19 protein-coding genes, 1 tRNA gene and 3 rRNA genes are annotated in these 25,944 nt (G+C 38.2%); 6 read left to right on the plus strand and 17 right to left on the minus strand.

Annotation, left to right across the window (positions count from 1 at the left end):
* The 7 genes from PF026_RS04865 to purB form a co-directional block, all read right to left on the minus strand.
* A complete protein-coding gene (locus tag PF026_RS04865) occupies nt 1-1,281 on the minus strand; it encodes a dihydroorotase (RefSeq protein WP_270864016.1) in 1,281 nt (426 codons plus the stop codon).
* Entirely contained in the window at nt 1,281-2,210 is a 930-nt protein-coding gene (locus PF026_RS04870) for an aspartate carbamoyltransferase catalytic subunit (protein ID WP_270864017.1), read from the minus strand. Before PF026_RS04870 ends, PF026_RS04865 begins: the two co-directional genes overlap by 1 nt.
* Nucleotides 2,211-2,611: 401 nt before the next feature.
* The gene (locus PF026_RS04875; protein ID WP_270864018.1) at nt 2,612-3,826 is read right to left on the minus strand and encodes a 2-hydroxyacyl-CoA dehydratase; all 1,215 of its coding nucleotides are present in this window, start codon (nt 3,824-3,826) and stop codon (nt 2,612-2,614) included.
* On the minus strand, nt 3,827-6,769 hold the full coding sequence (locus PF026_RS04880) for an acyl-CoA dehydratase activase (protein WP_270870427.1): 2,943 nt from the start codon (nt 6,767-6,769) through the stop codon (nt 3,827-3,829).
* A gap of 127 nt (nt 6,770-6,896) precedes the next feature.
* On the minus strand, nt 6,897-7,856 hold the full coding sequence (locus PF026_RS04885; protein WP_270870426.1) for a helix-turn-helix transcriptional regulator: 960 nt from the start codon (nt 7,854-7,856) through the stop codon (nt 6,897-6,899).
* A 52-nt stretch (nt 7,857-7,908) separates the two neighbouring features.
* Entirely contained in the window at nt 7,909-9,312 is a 1,404-nt protein-coding gene (locus tag PF026_RS04890) for an anion permease (protein WP_270870425.1), read from the minus strand.
* Nucleotides 9,313-9,329: 17 nt separating this feature from the next.
* Nucleotides 9,330-10,685 carry an adenylosuccinate lyase gene (gene purB, locus PF026_RS04895; RefSeq protein WP_270860740.1) on the minus strand — a complete coding sequence of 452 codons (1,356 nt, stop codon included), beginning with the start codon at nt 10,683-10,685 and terminating at the stop codon, nt 9,330-9,332.
* 339 nt (nt 10,686-11,024) lie between these two features.
* Here purB and PF026_RS04900 point away from each other — a divergent pair, with 339 nt between their 5' ends.
* Nucleotides 11,025-11,636, plus strand: a complete 612-nt coding sequence (locus PF026_RS04900) for a LysE family translocator (protein ID WP_270864022.1) — start codon at nt 11,025-11,027, stop codon at nt 11,634-11,636.
* Between the two features lie 70 nt (nt 11,637-11,706).
* Here PF026_RS04900 and PF026_RS07965 read toward each other — a convergent pair whose 3' ends face one another.
* The 6 genes from PF026_RS07965 to nspC all read right to left on the minus strand — a co-directional run bounded on the left by PF026_RS07965 (nt 11,707) and on the right by nspC (nt 19,291).
* Nucleotides 11,707-12,225 carry a ComEA family DNA-binding protein gene (locus PF026_RS07965; protein WP_373567003.1) on the minus strand — a complete coding sequence of 173 codons (519 nt, stop codon included), beginning with the start codon at nt 12,223-12,225 and terminating at the stop codon, nt 11,707-11,709.
* 357 nt (nt 12,226-12,582) lie between these two features.
* Nucleotides 12,583-12,699 (minus strand): 5S ribosomal RNA (rrf, locus tag PF026_RS04910).
* Nucleotides 12,700-12,824: 125 nt separating this feature from the next.
* Nucleotides 12,825-15,731 (minus strand): 23S ribosomal RNA (locus tag PF026_RS04915).
* Between the two features lie 364 nt (nt 15,732-16,095).
* A tRNA-Ile gene (locus tag PF026_RS04920) sits at nt 16,096-16,172 on the minus strand.
* Nucleotides 16,173-16,270: 98 nt separating this feature from the next.
* Nucleotides 16,271-17,781: ribosomal RNA gene (locus tag PF026_RS04925) — 16S ribosomal RNA — on the minus strand.
* Together the 16S, 23S and 5S rRNA genes with 1 tRNA gene alongside form the textbook arrangement of a ribosomal RNA operon.
* Nucleotides 17,782-18,136: 355 nt before the next feature.
* The gene (gene nspC, locus PF026_RS04930) at nt 18,137-19,291 is read right to left on the minus strand and encodes a carboxynorspermidine decarboxylase (protein ID WP_270863459.1); all 1,155 of its coding nucleotides are present in this window, start codon (nt 19,289-19,291) and stop codon (nt 18,137-18,139) included.
* 84 nt (nt 19,292-19,375) lie between these two features.
* On the opposite strand from nspC, the gene PF026_RS04935 reads away from it, so the two are divergent.
* Nucleotides 19,376-19,597: a MoaD/ThiS family protein gene (locus PF026_RS04935; protein ID WP_270863460.1), complete on the plus strand. Its 222-nt coding sequence runs from the start codon at nt 19,376-19,378 to the stop codon at nt 19,595-19,597.
* Nucleotides 19,598-19,618: 21 nt separating this feature from the next.
* Entirely contained in the window at nt 19,619-20,056 is a 438-nt protein-coding gene (locus PF026_RS04940) for a molybdopterin synthase catalytic subunit (protein WP_270863461.1), read from the plus strand.
* A gap of 9 nt (nt 20,057-20,065) precedes the next feature.
* Here the strand turns inward: PF026_RS04940 and PF026_RS04945 are convergent, their stop codons facing one another.
* Both PF026_RS04945 and PF026_RS04950 read right to left on the minus strand, forming a co-directional pair.
* A complete protein-coding gene (locus PF026_RS04945) occupies nt 20,066-20,200 on the minus strand; it encodes a hypothetical protein (protein ID WP_270863462.1) in 135 nt (44 codons plus the stop codon).
* Nucleotides 20,201-20,210: 10 nt separating this feature from the next.
* Nucleotides 20,211-20,897, minus strand: a complete 687-nt coding sequence (locus PF026_RS04950) for a hypothetical protein (RefSeq protein ID WP_270870423.1) — start codon at nt 20,895-20,897, stop codon at nt 20,211-20,213.
* 237 nt (nt 20,898-21,134) lie between these two features.
* Here PF026_RS04950 and PF026_RS04955 point away from each other — a divergent pair, with 237 nt between their 5' ends.
* Complete coding sequence (locus PF026_RS04955) at nt 21,135-21,509, plus strand: RidA family protein (RefSeq protein WP_270863464.1); 375 nt, start codon at nt 21,135-21,137, stop codon at nt 21,507-21,509.
* A gap of 120 nt (nt 21,510-21,629) precedes the next feature.
* Nucleotides 21,630-22,541: an AEC family transporter gene (locus tag PF026_RS04960; protein WP_270870422.1), complete on the plus strand. Its 912-nt coding sequence runs from the start codon at nt 21,630-21,632 to the stop codon at nt 22,539-22,541.
* A gap of 10 nt (nt 22,542-22,551) precedes the next feature.
* Here the strand turns inward: PF026_RS04960 and PF026_RS04965 are convergent, their stop codons facing one another.
* Nucleotides 22,552-23,781, minus strand: a complete 1,230-nt coding sequence (locus PF026_RS04965; protein ID WP_270870126.1) for a TRAP transporter substrate-binding protein — start codon at nt 23,779-23,781, stop codon at nt 22,552-22,554.
* A 222-nt stretch (nt 23,782-24,003) separates the two neighbouring features.
* On the opposite strand from PF026_RS04965, the gene PF026_RS04970 reads away from it, so the two are divergent.
* Nucleotides 24,004-25,350 carry an FAD-dependent oxidoreductase gene (locus tag PF026_RS04970; protein WP_270870421.1) on the plus strand — a complete coding sequence of 449 codons (1,347 nt, stop codon included), beginning with the start codon at nt 24,004-24,006 and terminating at the stop codon, nt 25,348-25,350.
* A 52-nt stretch (nt 25,351-25,402) separates the two neighbouring features.
* Here PF026_RS04970 and PF026_RS04975 read toward each other — a convergent pair whose 3' ends face one another.
* On the minus strand, nt 25,403-25,936 hold the full coding sequence (locus PF026_RS04975; RefSeq protein ID WP_270860722.1) for an adenylate kinase: 534 nt from the start codon (nt 25,934-25,936) through the stop codon (nt 25,403-25,405).
* Between the last annotated feature and the right edge of the window lie 8 nt (nt 25,937-25,944).

The following is a 25,944-nucleotide window of genomic DNA, read 5'->3' on the forward strand; positions in this document are numbered from 1 at the left end:
TTAACCCACAACATTTGGAAATTCAAAAACCACTCTTCCGCTTTTTATGGTCAGCACACACGCACCTTTTAGCTCTTTGCCAAATAGTGGCGAATTTTGCGATTTTGACTTGTTGATTTTTTCGTCATAAATGTATTTTAGTTCAGGGTCGATTATGGCGATGTCGGCTAGTTTGCCAACGGCGATTTCGCCTTTGTCCTTTAAATTTAAGATTTTCGCAGGATTATACGAAGTTAAAAATACCATTTTTTCTAGGCTGATTACGCCGTCTTCCACCAAACGCAAAGTCAAAGGAACTAGCGTTTGAAGCCCTAAAATCCCAAACGGCGCTTTGTCAAATTCGACAAATTTATCGTCCCAGCTGTGCGGTGCATGGTCTGTGGCGATGACATCGATTAAGCCGTTTTTTAAGCCCTCTCGCATAGCCGTTACATCGGCGTTCGTGCGAAGCGGTGGGGACATTTTAAAATTCGTATCATAGCCCATAAGTTCGCTCTCATCGTATGTGAAGTGGTGTGGTGTAACTTCGCATGTTACATTAATTCCTTCTTTTTTGGCTTGTTCGATGAGTTTTAGCGACCACGCCGAGCTTACATGTGCCACATGCAGGTGTCCGCCCGTTTTTTTGGCTAACAAAATGTCGCGCGAAACCATAATCTCTTCTTTTTCACTTGCCATGCCTTTTAGCCCTAAAATGGCACTTACCTTGCCTTCGTTCATAACTCCACCACGACAAAGTGAGCAGTCTTCGCTGTGATTTGAGACAAACGAGCCAAAGTGCGCCGTGTATTCGAGTGCTTGTCGCATGACCGAGCTATCGGTTACGGGAAGTCCGTCGTCGCTAAATGCTACACAACCAGCTTCAAGCATTTCGCCCATTTCGGTTATGCGTTCGCCTTTAAAGCCTTGCGTTATCGCACCAAACGGCAATAAATCGATAAGTCCGCGTTTTTTTGCTTTTTCTATCATCGCTCTTGTGATTGCGGCGTTGTCATTGACAGGCTTTGTGTTTGCCATAGGAAGTGCCGTTGTTACGCCACCTGCGACGGCTGTTTCGCTACCTGAATTTACATCATCTTTATACTCAAAACCGGGATCTCTAAAATGCACATGCATATCTATAAGTCCGGGCATGACGAATTTGCCCGTTGCGTCGATGATTTTATCGGCGTTAGGCTCATCTTTTGTAAGTGAGACAATTCTATCATTTTCTATTAAAACATTGATTTTTTCGCTTTTGTCGTGGTTGATAACTGTGCCGTTTTTTATCAAAATTTTCATTATTTGTTCCTATTTAAATTTAGTGTGTGAAGCACCGCCATACGCATTGCCGTGCCGTTTTCGACTTGATCTAGTATGCAGGTAAATCGTGGGTCATCGGCCACATCTGAATTTATCTCCACGCCCCGATTTATAGGACCTGGGTGCATGATGATAACGCCGTCTTTGGCGTGGAGCATTTTTGATTTTGTTAAGCCAAAAAATTTGCTGTATTCTTTCACGCTCGGAAAACTTGGTTCGCCATCTTGCCTTTCTAGCTGAATGCGAAGCATGATGATGACATCGGTGCCTTCGACGGCTTCTTCCATGCTTTTGCAAATTTGGCAACCAAACGCATCGCAATCTCGCATCATCATCGGCGGTCCAAAAAGTTTCACGCTAATGCCTAATTTTCTCATCGCCCAAATATTTGACCTAGCAACTCTACTTTTAAAAATATCGCCGATGATAGCAACTGTAAGCCCGTCAAATTTGCCCTTAGCTTCATAAATCGTAAATAAATCTAGCAATGATTGCGTTGGGTGTTCGTTCAAGCCGTCCCCTGCATTGACAATCGAAGCGTCGCAGTTTGCTGCGATGAATTTTGGCACACCTGAGCTTTCGTGGCGAACGACGAAAATATCGCTACGCATGGCTTGCATATTTTTTATCGTATCGATTAGCGTTTCGCCTTTTTTCGTGCTACTTGAACCTGCGCTGAAATTTATAGCGTCCGCTCCAAGCCGTTTTGCGGCGATTTCAAATGAAATTCTCGTTCTGGTTGAATTCTCAAAAAAAGCGTTGATAACGGTTTTTCCGCGAAGCGAATCTGTTTTTTTCACAGGTGTGCGATTTAACGCTTTAAATTCCTTTGCCAACTCAATAAATGAAAAAATGTCTTCTTTGCTTAAATCTTGCATACTTAAAAGGTGTTTAAGTTTGTAACTCATCTGATTTCCTTGCGAGTTTTGAATTTTGTAATTTTATACAATTTTATCTGATAGGCTGATAAATTTTTGGAATTTAATAAATAATAAAATTTGAAAATTCGCCTAATGATTTAAAAAAATTCAAGACAGAGTGGCGTAGTAAATTTAAAAAATTCATTACCAAATTTGAAGACCAAATGCCGACGATTTCGCGCCGAATTTGCATAAGATAAGACTTATTTTGTCTATCGTTGCAAATTCGGCGTGAAAGCTAGGCTTGTCTCAATCTAAATTTTAAACTACAAATGCCGACGATTTAGCTTGTTTTGAAGTGTTTTTCGAGTGAGATAAGGCTTTGTGCCTATCGAACGAGAAAAACACGAAATCAAGCCAAAGCTAGGCTGAATTCAATTTAAAATTCGCTAAACACTAGCGTTTGCAAGCATTAATTTTATGCGGTTTTCTTGATTTACCGCACTTGCACCCGGATCATAATCAATCGCTGCTATATTTGCGTCTGGAAAATTTTCTTTGATTTTTCGCACCATGCCACGAGCTATAATATGATTTGGCAAACACCCAAAAGGCTGAGCGCAGACGACATTTTCTATGCCGTGGCTTACGAATTCGACCATTTCAGCAGTTAGCAACCAGCCCTCACCCATTTTTACACCATGGCTGATATAACCATCGGCTGCCTTTCGCACGGCTTTAAACGGCGTTGGAGCGCGAAATCCGTAGCTTTTGATAAGCGAAATTAGCCTTGCTTGGATAAATTCGATTATTTTTGCCACTGCAAATGACGCATAATACGCCACTCCGCCCTTGCCGTAAAGCTCTTTGTCATAAACGGCGTCATAAATGCAAGTTAGCACAAAATCCATAAGCCCCGTATTTACGGGCTCTGCGTTTTCTTTGATTAAGTATGAATTTAATCCGTTATTGCCAATTGGCGAGTATTTTAGATAAATTTCACCCACAATGCCGACTTTTACCTTTTTTTCGTCGCTTCTGTCGATTTTAGCGAAATTTGAAAGTATAAATTTAAAGTTTTTTCGCAACCTAAAAAAGCTTTTTTTACCCACCAAATCGCAAATATGATTTACACAAAGCTCGAAAATTTCATCGGTAAAATCTGGCTTTTTTTCATAAGGTTTGCATTGATTGTAAAGGCACATTAGCAAATCGCCATAAAAAATGGCTCCAAAAAGCCTAAGCAAGGCTTTTTTCGAAAGCACAAATTCATTTTCATCAAGTGAGCTAAAATTTAGCGAAATCACAGGCACATATTCAAAACCGCTATCTTCAAGGGCTTTGCGAAGTAAATTTATATAGTTACTAGCCCTACAACCACCGCCCGTTTGCGATATTAGCAAAGCGACTTTGTGCGTATCAAATTCGCCGCTTTTAAGGGCGTCCATAAACTGCCCGATGACGAGCAACGCAGGGTAGCACATATCATTATGAACGCTTTTTAAACCTTCTTCTACGATATTTTGACGATTTTCTGAGAGCAAAACGCTTTTGTATCCATCAGCTGCTAAAACGCCTTGCATAAAGCGAAAATGCGGATCTATCATCGTGGGAATTAAAATAGTATGGGTTTCTTTCATATCTTTTGTAAATTTGGCAAACAATTATTTTCCTTTTTTTGCTGATTTTGCTCTTTCAAAAATGGCGGCTTTCAAGCTTCTTAGGCGAATTTTTACAGCTCCCAGATTTGTAACTTCATCGATTTTTAGCTGGGTGTAAATTTTGCCTTTTTTGGCTAGCAAATCTCTAATCTCATCGCTTGTAATAGCATCAATTCCGCATCCAAAGCTAACAAGCTGAACAAGTTCGAGATTGTCAAATTTAGCTACAAAATTTGCCGCATTATACATTCTAGCGTGATAAGTCCATTGATTTAAGCTTTTGGTTTGGACATATTCAAGCGGAAGTGAGTCTTCGCTAAGCACGACAAATCCGATAGAATTTAGATATTTATCGATTCCGTGATTTATAAATTTATCTATATGATACGGACGAGAAGCCAAAACAACGGCGTTTTGGTTATTTTCTATCACGCTTTTTAGCGTTTCTTCGCCTTTTGCAAGGATAGCTTTTTTGTATCTATTTAGCTCTTCTTGTCCGTGATATACGGCGTTTTTAACGGCTTCTAGGCTAAATTTAAAGCCAAATTTTTCAAATTCATTTTTTAGCGAATTTGACATAAATTCCAAATCATTTATATCAATATGCGGATAGATAAATTTGGTATCTTTAAGCGCTCCTACATTTGCTCTTATCAGTTCTGGGTAATACGCCACCACAGGGCAGTTGTAGCAGTTTTCGCTGATTTTTTCGTCGATATTGTAGCTCATGCACGGATAAAAAATAAAATCAACTTCTTTTTTAAGCAGGTCATAAATATGTCCGTGCGTGATTTTAGCGGGATAACACACAGTATCTGACGGTATGCTTTGGCTAGATAAAAATAGCGTCTCTTTTCTAGGGCGATTTGAAAGCACCACGCTAATGCCTAAATTTTCAAAGAATTTCGCCCAAAACGGCAGCATTTCATACATATTTAGGACAAACGGGATTCCTACTTTTAATTCGCCTGTTTTTGGCGCTTTTTTGTAGCGTTTCAAAAGCTCATTTTTAAACTCAAACAAATTTGGCAAATCATTTTTGATCTCTTTTCCGGCGCCCCGTTCGCATTTGTTTCCCACTACAAATCTGCTTCCGTCGCTGAAAATATTGATTGTCAAAGCACATTTATTTGTGCAAAGTTTGCAAGAGCCAAATTCGCTCTCATGACTAAAATTATTAAGTTCGTCTATTGATATTAAATTTGAAGTGGCAATCGCATTGTTTTTGGCAAAAAGTGCTGCGCCATAAGCACCCATAATCTCGCTAATATCAAGCCTAATGACATTTTTGCCAAGCTCTCTTTCAAACGCCCTTAAAACGGCATCATTTAAAAATGTCCCGCCTTGAACCACGATATGCTCTCCCAGCTCGTCGGCACTTCTAGCGCGAATCACCTTATAAATGGCGTTTTTGATGACACTAATAGCTAGACCAGCACTTATATCTTCGACTTCTGCGCCGTCTCTTTGGGCTTGTTTGACCGATGAGTTCATAAATACGGTGCAGCGACTGCCTAATTTTGATGGATTTTTCGCAAACAACGCCATTTTTGCAAATTCGCCAATCTCATATCCAAGAGAATTTGCAAATGATTGCAAAAACGAGCCACAGCCAGAACTACACGCTTCATTTAGCACGATAGAATCGATACTTCCGTTTTTGATAGAAAAACATTTTATATCTTGTCCGCCGATGTCGATGATAAAATCAACATCCCTGTTAAAATGTTTTGCCGCGCTATAATGTGCGATCGTCTCAACAATGCCATAATCAAATTTAAACGCAGCCTTTATCAGCTCTTCGCCGTATCCCGTTACGCCGCTACCTGCGATTTTAATGCGGTTTTCGCACATAGAATAGATTTTTTTAAGCTCAGGGAGCAAAATCGCAATCGGATCGCCTTTGTTTGATGAATAAAATTTATACAAAAGTTCGTTATTTTGCCCGATTAAAGCGATTTTGATTGTAGTTGAGCCACAATCCACGCCCAAATACGCTTTTCCGCTATAAGATAAAATATCCATTTTAGGCGCGCTTGCCATTGCGTGGCGATTTAAAAACTCGCTGTATTCGCTCTCATCTTTAAAAAGTGGCGGTTCTGCGTTTATCACTTCTTTGTGCGGTTCGTGTTCGAGTAAATTTAAAATATCTTCTAAATTTTGCACTTTTGCACTATCTTTGGCATAAAGCGCACTTCCGTAAGCCACGAAATAAGGTGCTAACTCAGGAAAAACGGAATTTGATTCATCTAAATTTAAAGCTTTTTTGAAACTATTTCTAAGCCCTTGCATAAAATATAACGGACCGCCCAAAAATAGGACATTTCCTTTGACTTCTCTGCCTTGCGCAAGTCCTGAAATAGTCTGCTCAACGACTGCGTTAAAGATACTTGCGCTTATATCTTCTTTTCTAGCGCCTTGATTGAGAAGTGGCTGAATATCGCTTTTAGCAAACACGCCACACCTTGAAGCGATAGGATAAATTTTTTCATAACCAAAGCTTAATTTATCAAGCATCGCAAGGCTAATATTTAGCAAATTTGCCATTTGGTCGATAAATGCACCCGTCCCTCCAGCACAGCTTCCGTTCATACGCTCTTCTACGCCGCCTGTAAGAAATAAAATCTTAGCATCTTCTCCGCCAAGCTCGATAACGACATCGGTTTTCGGAAATGCCTTTTTTACGCCAAGCGAAGTGGCAAAAACCTCTTGAACGAAGTCGATATTACAGCTTTTTGAAATGCCAAGTCCAGCTGAGCCTGTAATAGCCACGCGAAACTGCGAATTTGCAAATTTATCTTTTAAAAATGAAAGCGTTTGTGCTACGGCAAATTTGGGCTTTGCAAAATGACGATCATAACTTTTGTGTATAATCTCGCAATCTTCGTTAAGTAATACGGTTTTTACGGTCGTAGAACCGACATCTATGCCTAAAAAATAGTTCATTTTTCTCGCTTACATTAAAAATTAGGAATAATTTTATCTAAATTTGATTAAAAAAAATTAAATAAAGGAATATTTTACCAAATTTAGTAAAAATTTATATAAATTCAAGGTGAATTTCATTCATTTTTTAATTTAAAAATTTGCCTAAATTTTTCCCAAATTTTAGATAATCCATAATTAATTTATCAAATTTATCCCTTGTTGATTTCGGCGAAAGTATTACAAAATCAGGAAACCAACGCCTTGCTAGTGGCATTAGCATATCATCGCTACTTAGGGTAAATTCAACCACTCTCCATGAATTTTCTAAAATTTCATCGGTGATTTTTTGTGAAGCAAAAAATGTCTTTTTCTCGAAAAATTTAATCACTTTTGGCGAGATAGCCACTCGCACCACAAAGGGCTCGGCTCTGTATCCGTCAAAAAATGTTTCTAAATTTTGTATAAAATTTTCTGTGTATTTGTCGGTATAAAAAGTGTTTTTAAGCAACCTAATCTCATCTATAAAATTCACTCTTAAAACCTCGAAACCGCTGTTTTTATCGCAATCCCTGAGCGTTGCGACAGACCAATTTCCCTTTGAATAAATAAGCTTTAAAATTTTTACATTTTTTAAAATTTCATTATCGTATTTTAAATTTGTATATTTTTTAAATTTAATCGCTTGTTGAAGTTTGGCAAAAATATCTAAATTCGGCGTTTTTTCGTGTGGCGAGCCTTTTATTAAAAAAATTTCGCTTAGCTCTTTTTCTAGTTTTTCATCGACTTTTTTGTGCGCTTGTGGCAAAAATTTACTAAATCCGGGATTTATGATATGGAGCAAATCGATGAGTTTTTCGCTTTCGTTTTGGTATTTGTTGGGGCTGATAAAGGTTTTGAAAAATTCTGTATTTTTGCAGATATAGCTTCCTTTGGCGAGTTTTGCGATAAATTCTTCGCCAAAAATCTCTCGCAGATCTTTTACATATCTTCTGGCTGTGCGGGTTGAAATGCCTGTTTGTAGGGCATAATCCTCGATGATTATCTCTTTTCCGCTAACGAAATCTTTAAGCAATTCCAAAATTTCAAAAACTTTTTTATTTGCCATGAAAAATCCAAATTTAAAAATCAAAAAGAGCGGAAAAATCCGCTCTTTTATTTTACCATAAACCTAGAACTTTCCACCAAATTCCGCCTATTACCGTCCAAATAAACAGATTTATTAGAGTTGTGATAAATCCTAGCCTCCACCACTCGTTTTGGGTGTTGTAACCTGCACCAAAGATTATCGGCCCAGGAGCACCGCCGTAGTGAGTGATTGGCATCATAAGGTTGCTTGCATAAGCAAACACGAGCGCCACGAAAACAGCAGGAGCTCCCGCTGCGATAGCAACTGCACCAAAAGCCGCATACATCGCAGTAATGTGTGCTGTTAAACTAGCAAATAAATAGTGCGAATAAACATAGATTAAAAGCAAAATTCCCATTATCAAAATCCAGTTTATATCGCCTATACCGCCTGCGACGGCGTCTGAAAACCACTTGATAAAGCCAAGTTTATTTAAGCCGCCTGCAAGTGCGATTAGCGCACCCATCCACATTAGCGTATCCCATGCGCCTTTTTCGCCGATTACATCGTTCCACTCTAAAATTTTTAAAGCAACCATAACACAAACCGCTATCATACCGACATTGGTCGCATTTATGCCTGTTAGGGTGCCAGTTGCCCATAAAAGCAATGAGCCGATAAAAACACCAAGCATACATTTTTCACTTTTTTGCATAGGTCCGATTTTTGCAAGTTCGGTTTTTGCGATTTCTTTGCCTTGTGGAAACGCCTTTATTTCGGGCGGATAAATTTTATAAAGCACAAAGGGGATTATTATAAGCGAACAAATCGCAGGAACAATCGCACCAAGCGCCCACAATGTCCAGCTAATTTCCACACCAAATGAGCTTAACGCTAAGCTTGCAATTAGCGGGTTTCCTGCCATAGAGGTTAGAAACATACCATTTGTAATGGTGTTTCCTTGCCAAAGCGTTTGCATAAAATATGCTCCTGCTTTTTTTCTGCTTCCCTCATCAGGCTCAGAGCCCAACGCCTTAGCTAACGAATTTACGATAGGAAATAAAATTCCACCAGCCCTAGCACCACTACTTGGCATAGCAGGGCTGATAACCGCATCGCTTATGACGATGGAGTAACCTAGCTTTAAGGTGCTATCTCCCAAAAGCGAGATGATTTTATAAGCAATGCGCCTACCAAGCCCTGTTTTAATAAATCCGCGCGCTATCATATACGCGCTTACGATTAACCAAATAGTTGAATTCCCAAAACCAGCTAATGCTTCTGCTGGTTTCATCGTTTTAGTTAAAATCGTAATCGTAACACCGATAAAGGCAACCGCTCCGATTGGAAGTGGTTGGAGAATAAGACCTAAAATCGTAGCAAAAACTATGGCAAAAAGATGCCATGCTTGATCGCTCACAGCCTCAGGGTGCGGACAAAACCATATAAATATTCCGACGACAATGACTAGAATTCCTTTTGTAAGCTTATTCATAGCTTATCCTTTTAAATTTATCCAAAGTATTTTTTACTATCTTCGATAACTCTATCTACAAAAGTAGCACTCAATCCGACATATTTTTCAGGTTGCATGATTTCTTCTAAATCTGCTCTTGTGAAATATTTACTAACCTCTTCGCGCTCTAAAAGATCATCAATTACTGGTTTGCCGTCTGTGAAGGCTTTCATACAAACTTCATAAACGATTTCGTGCGCAGTTAAACGACCAAGCTTTTCGCCTAAGTGTAGCATTACGGCTTCGCTTAGCATTGCGCCTTTTAGTGCGTTGAGATTTCTTTTCATATTTTGTGGATAAACAAGTAAATTTTCTAAAATATCGTTGATTTTTTCAAGCGCACCTGCGATTAAAATAGAGCTTTTTGGAATTGCGTCCCACTCGACCGCCTCGCAACCCCAGTCGCGCTCGTTTTCGCACTCCATAGCCTCTACCATTAAAGGTGCTTGTGCGCGGACAATTTTAGTTAGAGCGATTACGCCTTCGCAAACTTGCGGATTTCGTTTATGTGGCATAGTAGAGCTTCCTACTTTTCCCATGAAAAACGGCTCTTCAACCTCGCAAATTTCAGTTCTTTGAAGACTTAAAATTTCTCTTGCGATGCGTCCGATTGTTCCTGCGATTATCGCTAGCGTAGATACATACTCAGCCATGTGGTCTCTGCTTGGGTGCCATGAAATCACAGGGATATTTAAGCCCAAATCCTCCATCATAAGTTTTTGCATTTCTAAGCCTTTGCCCTCTTGGCTCGCCATAGTGCCGACTGCACCGCTTAATTGACCAACTAAAACTCTTGGAGTAATCTCTTTTAATCTATCAAGGCTTCTGCGAATTTCTTGCGCCCACATTGCAGTTTTAAAACCAAATGTAATAGGCAAAGCGTGTATTACATGTGTGCGTCCAGCCATAACGGTGTTTTTGTGCTCGGCTGAAATTCTCAATGCCTCTTTGTAGGTTTTTTCCAAAAGTTTTTTGATGAGCGGCAAAGCTTCTTTGATTTGCAAAACCATACCATTATCCATAATATCTTGGCTTGTCGCACCCCAATGCACAAATTCGCCACTATCATCATCAAAGACCTTTTTAAATTCTTTTAGCAAAGGAACGATTGTGATAGAGCTTTTGTAGTTTTCACCTATCGCGTCTAAATCTAAAAGCTCGGCTTTGGCAAATTTTGTGATTTGCTCGGCGCGTCTTGGCTCGATAATGCCTAGTTTTGCTTGCGCTCTTGCAAGAGCAGCTTCGGTATCTAGCCATTTTTGCGCTTTGTTTTCGTCGCTGAAAATCTTTCTCATCTCTTCGCTGACGAACATAACTCTAAAAACTCTACTATCTACTACACCTGATGCCATTTTACACTCCTTAAAAAGAAATTTATTTTTCTAATTTTCTTGGCAAAATTTTACTGAATAAAAATGTCAGAAATTGTCCGTTTGGATTTAAAAAAATTTGGGTTAGTGAAATTTTGATTAAAAAAAGTGCGCTGTTTTGGGAATTTGCTGAAATTTGGCTAAATTTGATTTATTTAAATTTAAGCCCAAATTTAGGGAATAATTTAAAAAATAGTGTCAAAATTTGTCCGTTTAAATTTAAAAAATTTAAACTAGTAAAAATTCAAAAAAATATCCACTATAAATTTAAGTTAAAAAATTATATAATCACGCTTTAATTTTGCAATTTTAGGGAGCTTTATGCAAGCTTTTTTACAAGGAATTTTACTAGGTCTTGGCGTTAGTGTGCCGATAGGTCCTATCAATGTTTTGATTATGTCTTATGCTTTAAAAAGCTATACAAAAGCACTTTGTTTGGGGCTTGGCGCGATGAGTGCTGACGCATTTTTTCTGCTTTTATCAGCTTTTGGTGTAGCAAAACTGCTAAATTCGCCTAGCATTTTTAAAATTTTAGCCATTTTTGGGGCATGTTTTTTGCTCTATATGGCGTGGGGTATTTTCAAAAGCGCAAAAAATGAAATCAAAACAAAAAGCGTAAATACCGACGAAATCGGCTCTCATGCTTCGATTTATCTAAAAGGGCTTTTGCTAAATTTGCTAAACCCTTATGTCATAATGTTTTGGTTAAGTGTTTCGGCTACGACTGCCAAAATCGGCGGTAGCTTTGGTGTAGTTTTGGCTGGGCTTATTCTTGGAATTTTTTCGTGGATTAGCTTATTTCCGCTTGTGATTTATAAAAATCGCAAATTTGTTAGCCACAGAGTTGCGATGTGGCTAGCCTACGCTTCGGCTTTGATTTTAGTATTTTTCGCATTTAGTTTGATTTATAAGACATTTTTCACACTATCATAATAAAAATTCTAATGCAATCTTGGAAATTTAACTTCAAGTTTGCCAAGATTTGTAAATTTATTAATAAAAATTAATCTTTTTTTGCTTTTTTAGCGCTTTCTTTTACTTCGTCTTTTGCTTTATTTGCAGTTTTTTCTGATTTTTCCTTTACTTTTTTAACTTTTTCTTTTGTTTCGCTTTTAGCCTTTTTAGTGCTATCTTTTGCTTCTTTTGTCATTTCTTTTACTTCATCTTTTGCCTTTTTAGCATTTTTTTCTGCTTTTTTGGCTTTTGCTTTTGCCTTTCTTTCGGCTTTTGCTTTTTCTTTTTGGGCAACTGATTTTAAATTTGTCGTATCGGTTTCGCCGCTAACGCTCAAATCATCTTTTAGCATTTCAAATCTTTTATTTCCGATACCTTTTATATTTTTTATATCTTCAATTCTTTCAAATTTATTTGATTTTCTATATTCTATGATGGCTTCTGCTTTTCCTGCACCAATACCCGGTAGCATCATAAGTTCTTTTTTTGTAGCTGTGTTAAGATTAATCTCTGCAAATGCAAAACTCGCTACCGCCGTAACTAGAACTAGAATTTTTGATAATTTCATAGGAACTCCTTCAAATAAAAAAATTGAATTTTAATCCTAACTTATAGAAGCTTAAATTTAAATTAAAATGAAAGTAATTAGAAATACTTTTAATAAATTTATAAAGATAATTTTATTTGCAAATTTATATTGCAAAAACGCAAATTAAATTTAATTCATAAATTTAAATACAATTTATAAAATATAAAAAATCTTACAATTTTTCATCATTAAATTTATATCTAAATTAGATAAATTTAACAACCCAATCCCACAAATTCAACACCAAAAACTACAAATTAAATTTTAAAGATTTAACTAAGATTTATTTAAAAGATTAATTGATTTAAAAAAGAAAGCATAAAGAAATAACAACAAAGTCCGCAACGACCTACTTTCCCCGTCCCAGTAAGGGATAGTATCATCAGCCATGATGAGCTTAGCTTCTTGGTTCGGTATGGAGCAAGGCGTTTCCTCATCTGTATAGTCACGGACAGTGTTAAAAAAGGAAACTTTGTAAGTTTGCTTTTTTAACACTGCAAAAGTCATCAAGCCTAATAAAATCTTTTACCATATTGTTAAAGGATTTCTAATACCTTTAACAAGGAAGTAATGCTTAAAAAGATAAGCAAACGAGCTATTAGTACCGGTCAGCTAAATGACTTTCATCACTTACACATCCGGCCTATCAAACAGATAGTCTTTCTGAGCTCTTAAAAGAAGATTCATCTTGGAGTTGGCTTCGAGCTTAGATGCTTTCAGCTCTTATCGCATCCGAACTTAGCTACTCGGCGATGCTCTTGGCAGAACAACCGATACACCAGTGGTTCGTTCGACTCGGTCCTCTCGTACTAGAGTCAACTCTCCTCAATCTTCTTACGCCCACGGCAGATAGGGACCGAACTGTCTCACGACGTTCTGAACCCAGCTCGCGTACCGCTTTAAATGGCGAACAGCCATACCCTTGGGACCTGCTCCAGCCCCAGGATGCGATGAGCCGACATCGAGGTGCCAAACCTCCCCGTCGATGTGAGCTCTTGGGGGAGATCAGCCTGTTATCCCCGGGGTACCTTTTATCCTTTGAGCGATGGCCCTTCCACACAGAACCACCGGATCACTAAGACCGACTTTCGTCTCTGCTTGACTTGTGTGTCTCGCAGTTAAGCTGGCTTATGCCTTTATACTCTACAAGCGATTTCCAACCGCTTTGAGCCAACCTTTGTAAGCCTCCGTTACATTTTGGGAGGCGACCGCCCCAGTCAAACTACCCACCAGACATTGTCCTACCTGAGGATATACTCAGGCTAGTTAGCTACCCAAATAAAGAAGAGTGGTATCTCAACAATGGCTCACCATAAACCGGAGTCTATGGATCAAAGCCTCCCACCTATCCTGCGCATCTTTATCCAAGTAGCAGTGTCAAGCTATAGTAAAGGTCCACGGGGTCTTTCCGTCTTGCCGCGGGTAGGAGGAATTTTCACCTCCACTACAATTTCACTGGATCCCTCTTTGAGACAGCTCCCATCTCGTTACGCCATTCATGCAGGTCGGTATTTAACCGACAAGGAATTTCGCTACCTTAGGACCGTTATAGTTACGGCCGCCGTTTACTCGGGCTTCGATCAGATGCTTCGCGTGAGCTGACATCATCAATTAACCTTCGAGCACCGGGCAGGCGTCACACCCTATACATCCAATTGCTTGTTAGCAGAGTGCTGTGTTTATGGTAAACAGTCGGGAGGGACTCTTTGTTGTAACCTTCTTTGCTTAGGGAGTAAATCTTTCACAAAGTTAGGCACACCTTATACCGAAGATACGGTGCTATTTTGCAGAGTTCCTTAAAGAGAGTTCTTCCACGCGCCTTAGAATACTCATCCCACCCACCTGTGTCGGTTTACGGTACGGGCAATATTAGCTAAACTTAGAAACTTTTCTTGGCTCGATAGTATCAAGGATTCTCCATCTACTCCGAAGAGCGTCAAGAGCCTTTAATGTCTCGGATAAAGAGTTACGGATTTGCCTATAACTCAACCTACACACTTAGACCAGCACTTCCATCAGCTGGCTCCCCTAACTTTAAGCGTCCTTCCATCGCACACTAATATTGGTATCGGAATATTAACCGATTTTCCATCGCATACCCCTTTCGGACTTTGCTTAGGACCCGACTAACCCTACGATGACGAGCATCGCGTAGGAAACCTTGGGTTTACGGCGAATATGATTCTCACATATTTTATCGCTACTCATGCCTGCATGCTCACTTCTATCCGCTCCACCACTCCTTGCCGGTATGGCTTCGACGCTGAATAGAACGCTCTCCTACCACTTACACAAAAGTGTAAATTTAAAGCTTCGGTACTTATTTTAGCCCCGTTATATTTTCCGCGCAGAATCACTAGACCAGTGAGCTATTACGCTATCTTTAAAGGATGGCTGCTTCTAAGCCAACCTCCTGGTTGTTTCAGTAACTCCACATCGTTTTCCACTTAAATAAGATTTAGGGACCTTAGCTGTTAATCTGGGTTGTTCCCCTCTTGACGACGGATTTTATCACTCGCCGCCTGACTGCTGTGATTACATTATAAGTATTCGGAGTTTGATAGGGTTTGGTACATTGGTGTATGCCCTAGCCCATTCAGTGCTCTACCCCTTATAATTACGACACAACGCTATACCTCGATATATTTCGGAGAGAACCAGCTATCACGATGTTTGATTGGCCTTTCACCCCTATCCACAAGTCATCCGGAGCTTTTTCAACAGCCGTCGGTTCGGTCCTCCACCGGTTCTTACACCGGTTTCAACCTGCTCATGGATAGATCACATCGTTTCGGGTCTGCAGCATCTGACTTAGCGCCCTATTAAGACTCGCTTTCGCTACGGCTCCGGGTTTCCTTAACCTTGCCAGATACCACAACTCGCAGGCTCATTATGCAAAAGGCAGTCCATCACCCTGATAAATCATAGGGCTCTGAATGATTGTAAGCAAACGGTTTCAGGTTCTATTTCACTCTGATCACCTCAGTTCTTTTCACCTTTCCCTCACGGTACTTGTGCACTATCGGTCTAGTAGTAGTATTTAGGGTTGGATAGTGGTCTACCCGGCTTCAGACAGGATTTCGCGTGTCCCGCCCTACTCAGGATACTGCTAAGTAAAAAGGAGATTTCGCATACGGGATTATCACCCTCTATGATTAAACTTTCCAGTTTATTCTGCTATCTGCTTTTAGTCTTTTATGCAGTCCTACAACCCCACTAGCAAGCTAGTGGTTTGCCCTCTTACGCTTTCGCTCGCCGCTACTAGCGTAATCTCTTTTGATTTCTTTTCCTGAGGGTACTAAGATGTTTCAATTCCCCTCGTTCGCTCCCGTAGGTAGTTAATATTACTATTAACTGGGTTGCCCCATTCGGAAATTCCCGGATCAAAGCCCCTTGACGGCTCCCCGAGACTTATCGCAGCCTGGCACGTCCTTCATCGCCTCTACTAGCCAAGGCATCCACCGTTTGCTCTTAGTAGCTTACCTTTTTTTACTTCATAATAAAATGAAGTATTAGACTATGTTAATATTCTAATTTGCATTACTTCCTTGTTAAAGATAAAAGATAGAATTCACTTTTACAATATTTAATTTATTTGATTAAGACGGAAAGAGATTAAAATTATAAAGTAAGTTAGGCTTTATAACCCTGTATTAATCTTAACTTTTAAATTTGGATAACAAATAAATTTAAAAGTTTGGCTTTCATCAAATACAATTAAAGCTTTAACAAGATCCTGTAAAATCGTTTTTATTAAAACTTGATTGTGACTTTTAACAATGGTAAGTTAAAGAACATAGGCATAAAGCCTAATTTGAAAGCTAAATTTAACTCTCAAATTAAACTTTATGGTGGGCCTAACAAGACTTGAACTTGTGACCTCACCCTTATCAGGGGTGCACTCTAACCAGCTGAGCTATAGGCCCTCTAATTTACTAACTTCTAAATCAATCCCTCAAACCTAAACAAGGACGATTGAGTTTATGATGAATATCTTGTGAGAGAATATTCATTTGTACTCTAGAAAGGAGGTGATCCAACCGCAGGTTCTCCTACGGTTACCTTGTTACGACTTCACCCCAGTCGCTGATTCCACTGTGGACGGTAGCTAGTTTAGCATTCCGGCTTCGAGTGAAATCAACTCCCATGGTGTGACGGGCGGTGAGTACAAGACCCGGGAACGTATTCACCGTAGCATGGCTGATCTACGATTACTAGCGATTCCGGCTTCATGCTCTCGAGTTGCAGAGAACAATCCGAACTGGGACATATTTTATAGATTTGCTCCATCTCGCGATATTGCGTCTCATTGTATATGCCATTGTAGCACGTGTGTCGCCCTAGGCATAAGGGCCATGATGACTTGACGTCGTCCACACCTTCCTCCTCCTTACGAAGGCAGTCTATTTAGAGTGCTCGGCCGAACCGTTAGCAACTAAATACGTGGGTTGCGCTCGTTGCGGGACTTAACCCAACATCTCACGACACGAGCTGACGACAGCCGTGCAGCACCTGTCTCAACATTCTAGCAAGCTAGCACTCTCTTATCTCTAAGAGATTTGTTGGATATCAAGCCTAGGTAAGGTTCTTCGCGTATCTTCGAATTAAACCACATGCTCCACCGCTTGTGCGGGTCCCCGTCTATTCCTTTGAGTTTTAATCTTGCGACCGTACTCCCCAGGCGGTATACTTAATCCGTTAGGTGGATTACTGCCATGACTAGCATAGCAACAACCAGTATACATCGTTTAGGGCGTGGACTACCAGGGTATCTAATCCTGTTTGCTCCCCACGCTTTCACGCATTAGCGTCAGTTAAGTTCCAGTAGATCGCCTTCGCAATGGGTATTCTTCTTGATCTCTACGGATTTTACCCCTACACCAAGAATTCCATCTACCTCTCCCTTACTCTAGATTACCAGTTTCCCAAGCAGTTTAACGGTTAAGCCGTTAGATTTCACAAGAGACTTGATAATCCGCCTACGCGTCCTTTACGCCCAGTGATTCCGAGTAACGCTTGCACCCTCCGTATTACCGCGGCTGCTGGCACGGAGTTAGCCGGTGCTTATTCGTTAGGTACCGTCAGTGTTCTTCCCTAACAAAAGGAGTTTACGCTCCGAAAAGTGTCATCCTCCACGCGGCGTTGCTGCTTCAGGGTTTCCCCCATTGAGCAATATTCCCTACTGCTGCCTCCCGTAGGAGTCTGGACCGTGTCTCAGTTCCAGTGTGACTGATCATCCTCTCAGACCAGTTATGCGTCATAGCCTTGGTAAGCCATTACCTTACCAACTAGCTGATACAATATAGTCTCATCCTACACCGAAAAACTTTCCCGACTTAACTTGTGTTAAGAAGGAGTATGGAGTATTAGCAGTCATTTCTAACTGTTGTCCTCCAGTGTAGGGCAGATTAACTATACATTACTCACCCGTGCGCCACTAACTCATAAGAGCAAGCTCTTACTTGTCCGTTCGACTTGCATGTATTAGGCACGCCGCCAGCGTTCACTCTGAGCCAGGATCAAACTCTCCATAAAAAATGTATCAAAGATAAAAAGAAACTTTTTATCTTTTAAATTCAATTTATGAAGTTTTTAATCTAAAAACTTAATTGTTTGTAACTTTTAAATTTGACAATTTAAATAAATTGTCTTTGGCTCAATCGATCACTTGTTTAGATTTCAAAGATTGACTAAAAGATAGTTTAACAATACTAATTTAAAAAACGCTTTTTAACAAAAACAAAATCTAGGATTTAGTCCGAGAAGGTTGTTTCCGTGAAAAGGAAATGTGATTATATATGAGGGTTGCTTAAAGCTACATTAAATTTTGTAAAAAATTTGCCGAATTTATAAAAATTTTTCAAAATTCGGCAAATTTTATCTAAATTTTCTAATTTCTACGACTAAATTCGTCATAGCCAAATTTTTTGATTTTCAAAATTTCGCCTTTTTCATCAACCAAAACCAAATCAGGTAGCTTTATGCCGTTAAAGGTCGTATTTTTGACTATAGTATAGTGAATTTGGTCTTCAAATATCACTCTATCGCCGATTTGCAAAGCCTTGTCAAATTTATACTCTGGCTCACCTGCTTCCAAACCCACAATGTCGCCAGCCAAGCAGGTATTTCCACCAAAACGATAAGTAAATTTACCATCTTTGCTCTCGCCACGCACAGCAGGGCGATATGGCATAAGCACGGTGTCGGGCATGTGCGCTTCTGCCGAAGTATCCAAAATAGCGATTTTTTTGCCATTTTCTACAATATCAAGCACACTAGCTACCAAATAACCGCACTCCCAGCCCACAGCTTCGCCCGGTTCTAAATAAACTTCCACGCCGTATTTAGCGCGAAATTCTTTTATCAAATTTATCAAAAGCTCCCTGTTGTAGCCTTTTTTGGTTATGTGATGACCGCCGCCGAAGTTGATATGGTGCATTTGCGGGATAAATTCGCCAAAATCTGCTTCAAATTTTGCCAAAACTTTTGCCAAACTTTCGCTACTTTCTTCGCAAAGTGCGTGAAAATGAAGCCCCCAAATGCCTTTTAAAAACTCGCTATCTGCGTTTATTGCCTTTAAAAAATTCTCTTTTGTTATGCCAAGACGGCTAAATTTACCGCACGGATTGTAAGCATCAGTGGGCGAAAACGAAGTTTGCGGATTTATGCGAAGTGAGCATTTTACGCCACTTTCAAGAGCTTTTTTGCGATATTTTTGCCACTGAGCGTAGCTATTAAAAACGATATGGTCTGAAATTTGCAAAATCTCATTCATATCATCATCTTTAAAAGCAGGAGAATATGTGTGAATTTCACCTCGCCCAATAAATTCTTTGGCAAATTTGGCTTCGTGCAAACCGCTGCAAGTAGCCCCGCTAAGGTATTTTGCGATATATGGCATAGCAAAAGAAAAGGAAAATCCTTTCAAAGCACATAAAATTTTTGCGCCACTTTTATCGGCAACTTCTTTTAAAATCCCTAAATTTGCGATAAGTTTTGCTTCTTCGCACACATACGCAGGGGTTTTGATTTCATCTATTTTCATAATTTTACCTTTAAATTTTTTGGTTAATTATATTAAATTTTATGAAATTTTGGTTAGAATTTGGCGAAATTTAAAGGATAAAATATGATAAAAGTTGAATTTTTAGGACCGATTGGGCTAGAAAGTGCCGAATTTAACGCTTCAAATTTAAAAGAGCTAAAAGAGATTTTATCAAAAGATGAAAATTTGAAAAAATGGCTTGAAATCTCGGCAGTTGCGATAAATGACAAAATGGTTTTTGATTTAGACTGCGAGTTAAAAAACGGCGATGTAGTTAGCATCTTACCACCTGTTTGTGGCGGCTAAAACTCCAAAAAAGGCGATAAAATGGAACTTTATGACGGCAGTTTAAATGTAAATGAGATAACGGCTCGTTGGTATGACGAGATAAAAGATAAAAATTGTGGTGCGTTTATCACTTTTGTGGGGATTGTTCGCGCAGAAGACGGCATAGAAGCGCTTAGTTTCGACATTTACGAGCCGATTTTGCGCTCATGGCTTAGCGAGTGGGAGCAAAAGGCAAAATCGCAAAATGCGTATGTGAAATTCGCCCACGCAAAAGGCGATGTAGCAGTGCATACAAGCTCGTATGTGGCTGCGGTCATCAGCCCAAAACGCAAGGTCGCGCTAAAACTTATCAACGAATTTGTGGAAGATTTTAAGGCAAATGCGCCGATTTGGAAGTATGATGTTGTGGGCGGAAAACGAGTATATGCCGAAAGTAGAAGCCAAAAACTAAAAGGTGCAGGAATTTTGGCTTTTTAAATTTATAACTCAGCCTAGTTTTCGTGTGTAGCGAACACCGATAGACGCACCAAGTCTTATCTTGTGTTCGCCACACACGAAATCGTCGGCATTTGTTTTTAAATTTATAATACAAATCAGCCTAATTTTTCCAAGTGTTTGCAAATTTGTAAATTTAATCTGCTAATTTTGGCAAAACTTTGAAATATTTTACTCTATACCACGCTAAAATAAGTAGCACAAAGCTTGCGACGAGCAGTATCGCATTGATATTATCAAATATACCTATAAATTTAATCAATCCACCCAAAAACGAAAAACCACTAAATAAAACCGCATAAGTTAAAACAGGAACCGAAAAACTCAAAATAAACGAAATAGCGAACAAAATAGCATATATCAAAAATAGTTTTTCGTCGCTTAAATTTTTAAGTTCTATAAAAAGTTTTACATATTTGTAGATTGCCCTTATTCCAAAAAATAAAGCTAAAAACAGAGCAATAAACATATCTATTGTTGTTTTCCCGCCGACAAAAAGCAATGCTAAGACAACCAGCAGTATGCAAAGGCAATTATAAAACCAAGATTTAAAAATATTGTAAATATTCGAGTTTGTTTGCTCTGCTATTTTATCAAAAATGATAAAGCAGTGGTAAATAAAGGCACAAATAGAAATAAAAGCAAATATGCCAAAAACACCCATAGTTTTATCGTATGGATTTTTATCATTGGCAAGTAAAGCACCTATGATCATTAACAAACTTGGCAAAACTCCGCCATAAACCCCAAACGCTAAAAGCCCTTTTTTGCGAACTTCTTTAAAAACCGCTTCGTCCATATAATTTTGATTTAAAACTTCCATTTTTGTCCTTTAAAAAATTTTCAAAAGCGGTATTTTACAAAAAAAAAAAAAAAAACAAATCAATAAATTTGGGGATTAAAAAACATAAATTTAGCGAATTTAAAAACCAAAATTCGCTAAATTCTGCAAATTTGAATTTATATCAAAATTGTAAAATTTAATAAATTTCATCAAATTTAAGCTCTAAAATGCCCTTGTTGTGCTAGAATTTGTGAATTTTTTACCGAAAGGATTAATATGCAAATTATCTCAACACATAGCGCTCCACAAGCCATAGGACCGTATTCACAAGCGATTATCGCAAACGGATTTTTATTTACTTCTGGGCAAATCGCCCTTAAACCTGACGGCTCGTTCGTAGATGGCGACATAAAAGCCCAAACCGAGCAAGTTATGGCAAATTTAAAAGCCGTTTTGGCTGCTTGTGATACCGAAATCAAAAATGTCGTCAAAACAACCATTTTCTTGGCAAATATGGACGATTTTGCAGTGGTAAATGAAATTTACGGCGCGACTTTTAGCGAACACAAACCAGCTCGTTCTTGCGTGGCTGTAAAAACGCTACCAAAAGGCGCATTAATCGAAATCGAACTTATCGCAAAAGTAAAATAAATTTGCAAATTTAGCATTTAAAAACGGCAAATTAAATTAAATTTGATTAAATTTAGTCAAATTTGATAAATTCGCCGTTTTTAAATAAGAATTTAACCAAAATTTCAAAAAAGGCTAAATATGCAAACTATCGTGAGTGCGATTTTATCGATATTTTTTCTCATTATAATCGGCTTTGTTTTAAAACATAAATTTTATAAAGTGCAGAAATTTTGGGACATTTTGGATAGCTTAACCTATTATATTTTAATGCCTTCGCTCTTGATTTATAAAATCGCGGTTGCCAAAATAGACGGAAGTAGCGCTATGATGAGCGGTTTTTTGGTCGTTTTGGTGGCATTTTTTATAATTTCACTTTTGTCTGTTTTATCAAATTTTATTTTCAAATTTAGCCCTAGCAAATTTACTTCCGTATTTCAAGGTGCAATTCGCTATAACACATATATTTTTCTAGCGATTGTGGGCGCACTTTACGGCGAAGAAGGTTTTGTAATCGCAGCTTTTTTAATGGCGTTTATGATACCATTAATCAACATTTTTTGTGTTTGCATTTTTGCGATTTATGTTAGAAAGGGTAAATTTTCTCTGCGTTTGACTATAAAAAATATATTTAAAAATCCACTAGTTTTAGCCTGTATCATAGGAATTTGCGCAAATTTGATAAATTTGCCAAGCGTAATTTTTGAGCCTTTTAAACTAATAGGCTCAGCAGCCGTTACAACGGGACTTTTATCGGTCGGAGCCGGACTAAAATTTGGCGCTATTAAAAATTTAAAAAACGATTTGTTTGTTTCGTCATTTTTAAAACTCGCACTTTATCCATTTTTGGTTTATATAGGCGTTACAGCTTTAAATTTACCCGATTTTATCGCAATGGTTTGCATATTTTTTGCTGCTATGCCAACAGCCACATCAAGCTACATTTTAGCAGGACAGCTTGGCGGAGATAAAGAATTAATGGCTGTGATAATCACGCTAGAAACGCTACTTTCGATGATAACGATATGGGCGATTTACATTTTTGCTAGATAGGCAAATTTGACTACTTTGTCAAATTTGCTTCATCGCCTGTTCTCACAGAAGTAGTTTTGTTTTTGTCATTAGTTGAATTTTTATCCAAATTTGGCAAATTTAGCGAATTTTGCGTTTCGTTTTTATCATTAAATAACGCCAAATTTTCATCATTTTTTGGCTTGATATTTTGCGAATTTAAAAAGGCTATTTCGTTTGTCATTTTCCACTCTCTGGCGATTTTTTGAAATTTTTGCTGACTTTGCAAAATCTCTTTAAAAAGTGGATCTTTTGCCGAATTTTCTTCTAAAATCTCTTGCGTTGCATTTTTAAAAGCGTTTATAATTTCATCGGAAAAGTGCTTGATTTGGATATTTGGATAATCAGTTTTTAATTTTTCCAAATTTTTTGCATTGCCAAAAAAGCTTTTGTTTTTAAAATTTTCACCCGCAAGTCTAGCAGAAGTTTCTAAAATCATCTGCAAATCTTTTGGCAAATTTTCAAAAGCCTTTTTATTGGCTAGTAAATGCAAATTTGCGCTAGGTTCTTGCCAACCGATATAATAATAATCAGCAACCTTATGCAAATTTAAGCCCATATCATAAATAGGATTTATCCATTTTACTGCATCGATTGTTCCCATTTTAAAGGCTTTGTAAAGCTCGCTTGTAGGCACTGTGTTTATCGTTACGCCAAGTTTACTCATAACTTCTGCCCCAAAGCCTGTAATCCTAACTTTAAGTCCGTTCAAATCATCAAGAGAGTTTATCTCTTTTTTAAACCAACCGCCCATTTGCATTTGCGTTGAGCCCATTAAAAATGCCTTAACGCCGTATTTTGACAACATTTTTTCGCTTAGTTCTTTTCCGCCACCGTAATAATACCAAGCGTGTCCTTCATCGTTTGTCATACCAAAAGGAACAGCCGTAAATAGCGTAAATTTGGGATCTTTTTCGTGATAATAATAAAGCGCAGTATAACCTAGATCAAATTTACCGTCTTTGACAAAGTCAAAAATTTGCCCATTTGATTTGTGTTGCGACGGGGTGTAAATTTGGATTTTAAGCTTTCCCCCACTCATAATTTCAGCATAATTTTTAAATTCCAAAGCGCTTTGGTTAAGCAAAGGAAGCGTATTTTCCCAAGCAAGAGCTAGTTTTAGTATGTAATGTTTTTGAGATTTATTTGGTGTTTTATTTTGATTACCTGCGCCAAAAGCAAATACCGCAAAAATCGCTAAAATAATGGCAACCTTTTTCATTTTTTTCCTTGATATTTTTTTTTAAGGTTGGTATTGTATCTAAAAAAAATAAATTTAATTTCAATTAAATTTTGCTTAAACAAATTCATTATTTATAAAATCAAGTTGAATTCGAAATTTAATCTATTAAATTCAGCAAAAAATAATAAATTTATAACTAGATTTTAAGCAAAATTTTAGCAAAATTCTATGTTTAAACATTTTAAAAAAAGGATAAACAAAATGCAAGAAAAGCACTACGAAGTTGTCGTTGTCGGCGGCGGTATCAGCGGCTGTGCGTTGCTTTATACACTGGCGCGTTACACGGATATTAAAAGCATTGCCCTGCTAGAAAAATACGAAGGCGTTGCAACGCTAAATTCAAAAGGCACAGCAAATTCTCAAACTATCCACTGTGGCGATATAGAAACAAACTATACGCTTGAAAAGGCTAGAAAAACAAAGCGAACTTCCGATATGATTATCAAATACGGGCTTCAACACGGATATAATGAAAAGTTTATGTTCCAAGGTCAAAAAATGGCAATGGGCGTAGGCGATGAAGAAGTAGAAGCTATAACACAAAGATTTGAAACTTTCAAAGAACTATTTCCGTATTTGGAATTTTTTGACAAAAATACCCTAAAAGAGATCGAACCAAGAGTTATTTTTGATGAAAACGGCAATGAACGCCCTGAAAATGTCGTTGCAATGGGAGTTAAAAGCGGAGTTTATACAACGGTTGATTATGGTGCAATGTCAAATTCGTTTATAGAAAATGCAAAAAAAGAAGCTAAAAAAACTTGCGAAGTTTATCTAAACTCAGAAGTGCAAAATATCACAAAAGTGGGCGAAAAATTCTATATTCGCACGGCAAATAAGCTTTCACTTAGTGCCGATTTTGTCGTAGTTGATGCAGGAGCTCACTCGCTTTGGTTAGCGCACAAAATGGGATACGGCAAAGATATGGGCTGTTTATCTGTTGCCGGAAGTTTTTATCTAACTAAACAAAAACTTCTAAATGGAAAAGTTTATATGGTTCAAAATCCAAAACTTCCGTTTGCCGCACTTCACGGCGATCCTGATATTTTAGCAGGTGGTTGCACTCGCTTCGGACCAACAGCTCTTGCTATGCCAAAATTAGAGCGATACAAAGGCATGAGAAGCTTCCCAGAATACTTACAAACTTTGAATTTTAGCAAAGAAATTGCCGGAATTTTGTTTGATTTATTTAAAGATAGCGAGATTAGAAACTATATTTTTAGAAATTTTGCATTTGAAATTCCGGGATACGGCGCACAACTTTTTATAAAAGATGCTAGAAAAATCGTTCCATCTCTTCGCGTTGAAGATGTTTATTATGCCAAAGGCTTTGGCGGCGTTAGACCGCAAGTTTTAAATAAAACAGAGAAAAAACTAATGCTAGGCGAAGCTAGTATTGATTCTGGCGATGGAATTATCTTTAATATGACGCCAAGTCCGGGCGCAACTAGCTGTCTAGGAAATGCGGAACGAGATGCGATGAAAGTTTGCGAATTCTTAGGCAAAAAATTCGACGAGAAAAAATTTAGCGCTGAGCTTGTTGATTAAATTTTTAAAAATTATCCCACAAATTCCAAAGTTCGCTTTGGAATTTGGCTTTTTATTTTAAATTCTCACTTAAAAGATTATTTATAGTTTTTTCGTAATCATCGTTTATTAAAACGATTTTTTCGCTGTTGTTTAAAAAGCCCTTTATAAAATTTTGATTATCCGCTTTTAAATTTTCTTTTGTGCAGGTCGTATCATCAAGCCTATTTTCTATATCACAGCTATGTTTTTTGATTTTATCAAAATTTTCATCGATAAATTTATCGCTCATCGCTAGGGCTATAAAACGAATTTGGCGCAAATATTTTTCACTAAAATCGCTCCGCCAAGAAAACGGCACATAACAACCTTCGATAATCAAATTTTGCCCATTTTCTATGGCGGTTTTAATTATTTCACGCACGATTTGCCACAGATACGGCGTTAGTGCTTCATCGTCATTTGGAGTGAGATTTGTATTTTTTGAGCGAATTAGCCCCATTTTTAGGTGGTCGATTGAAAAAGACGAAAATTTATAAATTTCAACCATTTTTTGTGCTAAAAGCGTTTTGCCCGTGTGCGAAGCGCCCGTTATGAGTATAACCATTTTTTGCC

The organism is Campylobacter sp. CS_NA3 (assembly GCF_027797495.1).
GTDB lineage: Bacteria > Campylobacterota > Campylobacteria > Campylobacterales > Campylobacteraceae > Campylobacter_B.

What these genes read in the sequence shown, in the direction of transcription:
- PF026_RS04865 (WP_270864016.1), bottom strand. Translation starts at nt 1,281, where the DNA reads ATGAAAATTTTGATAAAAAACGGCACAGTTATCAACCACGACAAAAGC.
- PF026_RS04870 (WP_270864017.1), bottom strand. Translation starts at nt 2,210, where the DNA reads ATGAGTTACAAACTTAAACACCTTTTAAGTATGCAAGATTTAAGCAAA.
- PF026_RS04880 (WP_270870427.1), bottom strand. Translation starts at nt 6,769, where the DNA reads ATGAACTATTTTTTAGGCATAGATGTCGGTTCTACGACCGTAAAAACC.
- PF026_RS04885 (WP_270870426.1), bottom strand. Translation starts at nt 7,856, where the DNA reads ATGGCAAATAAAAAAGTTTTTGAAATTTTGGAATTGCTTAAAGATTTC.
- PF026_RS04890 (WP_270870425.1), bottom strand. Translation starts at nt 9,312, where the DNA reads ATGAATAAGCTTACAAAAGGAATTCTAGTCATTGTCGTCGGAATATTT.
- purB (WP_270860740.1), bottom strand. Translation starts at nt 10,685, where the DNA reads ATGGCATCAGGTGTAGTAGATAGTAGAGTTTTTAGAGTTATGTTCGTC.
- PF026_RS04900 (WP_270864022.1), top strand. Translation starts at nt 11,025, where the DNA reads ATGCAAGCTTTTTTACAAGGAATTTTACTAGGTCTTGGCGTTAGTGTG.
- PF026_RS07965 (WP_373567003.1), bottom strand. Translation starts at nt 12,225, where the DNA reads ATGAAATTATCAAAAATTCTAGTTCTAGTTACGGCGGTAGCGAGTTTT.
- nspC (WP_270863459.1), bottom strand. Translation starts at nt 19,291, where the DNA reads ATGAAAATAGATGAAATCAAAACCCCTGCGTATGTGTGCGAAGAAGCA.
- PF026_RS04935 (WP_270863460.1), top strand. Translation starts at nt 19,376, where the DNA reads ATGATAAAAGTTGAATTTTTAGGACCGATTGGGCTAGAAAGTGCCGAA.
- PF026_RS04940 (WP_270863461.1), top strand. Translation starts at nt 19,619, where the DNA reads ATGGAACTTTATGACGGCAGTTTAAATGTAAATGAGATAACGGCTCGT.
- PF026_RS04950 (WP_270870423.1), bottom strand. Translation starts at nt 20,897, where the DNA reads ATGGAAGTTTTAAATCAAAATTATATGGACGAAGCGGTTTTTAAAGAA.
- PF026_RS04955 (WP_270863464.1), top strand. Translation starts at nt 21,135, where the DNA reads ATGCAAATTATCTCAACACATAGCGCTCCACAAGCCATAGGACCGTAT.
- PF026_RS04960 (WP_270870422.1), top strand. Translation starts at nt 21,630, where the DNA reads ATGCAAACTATCGTGAGTGCGATTTTATCGATATTTTTTCTCATTATA.
- PF026_RS04965 (WP_270870126.1), bottom strand. Translation starts at nt 23,781, where the DNA reads ATGAAAAAGGTTGCCATTATTTTAGCGATTTTTGCGGTATTTGCTTTT.
- PF026_RS04970 (WP_270870421.1), top strand. Translation starts at nt 24,004, where the DNA reads ATGCAAGAAAAGCACTACGAAGTTGTCGTTGTCGGCGGCGGTATCAGC.
- PF026_RS04975 (WP_270860722.1), bottom strand. Translation starts at nt 25,936, where the DNA reads ATGGTTATACTCATAACGGGCGCTTCGCACACGGGCAAAACGCTTTTA.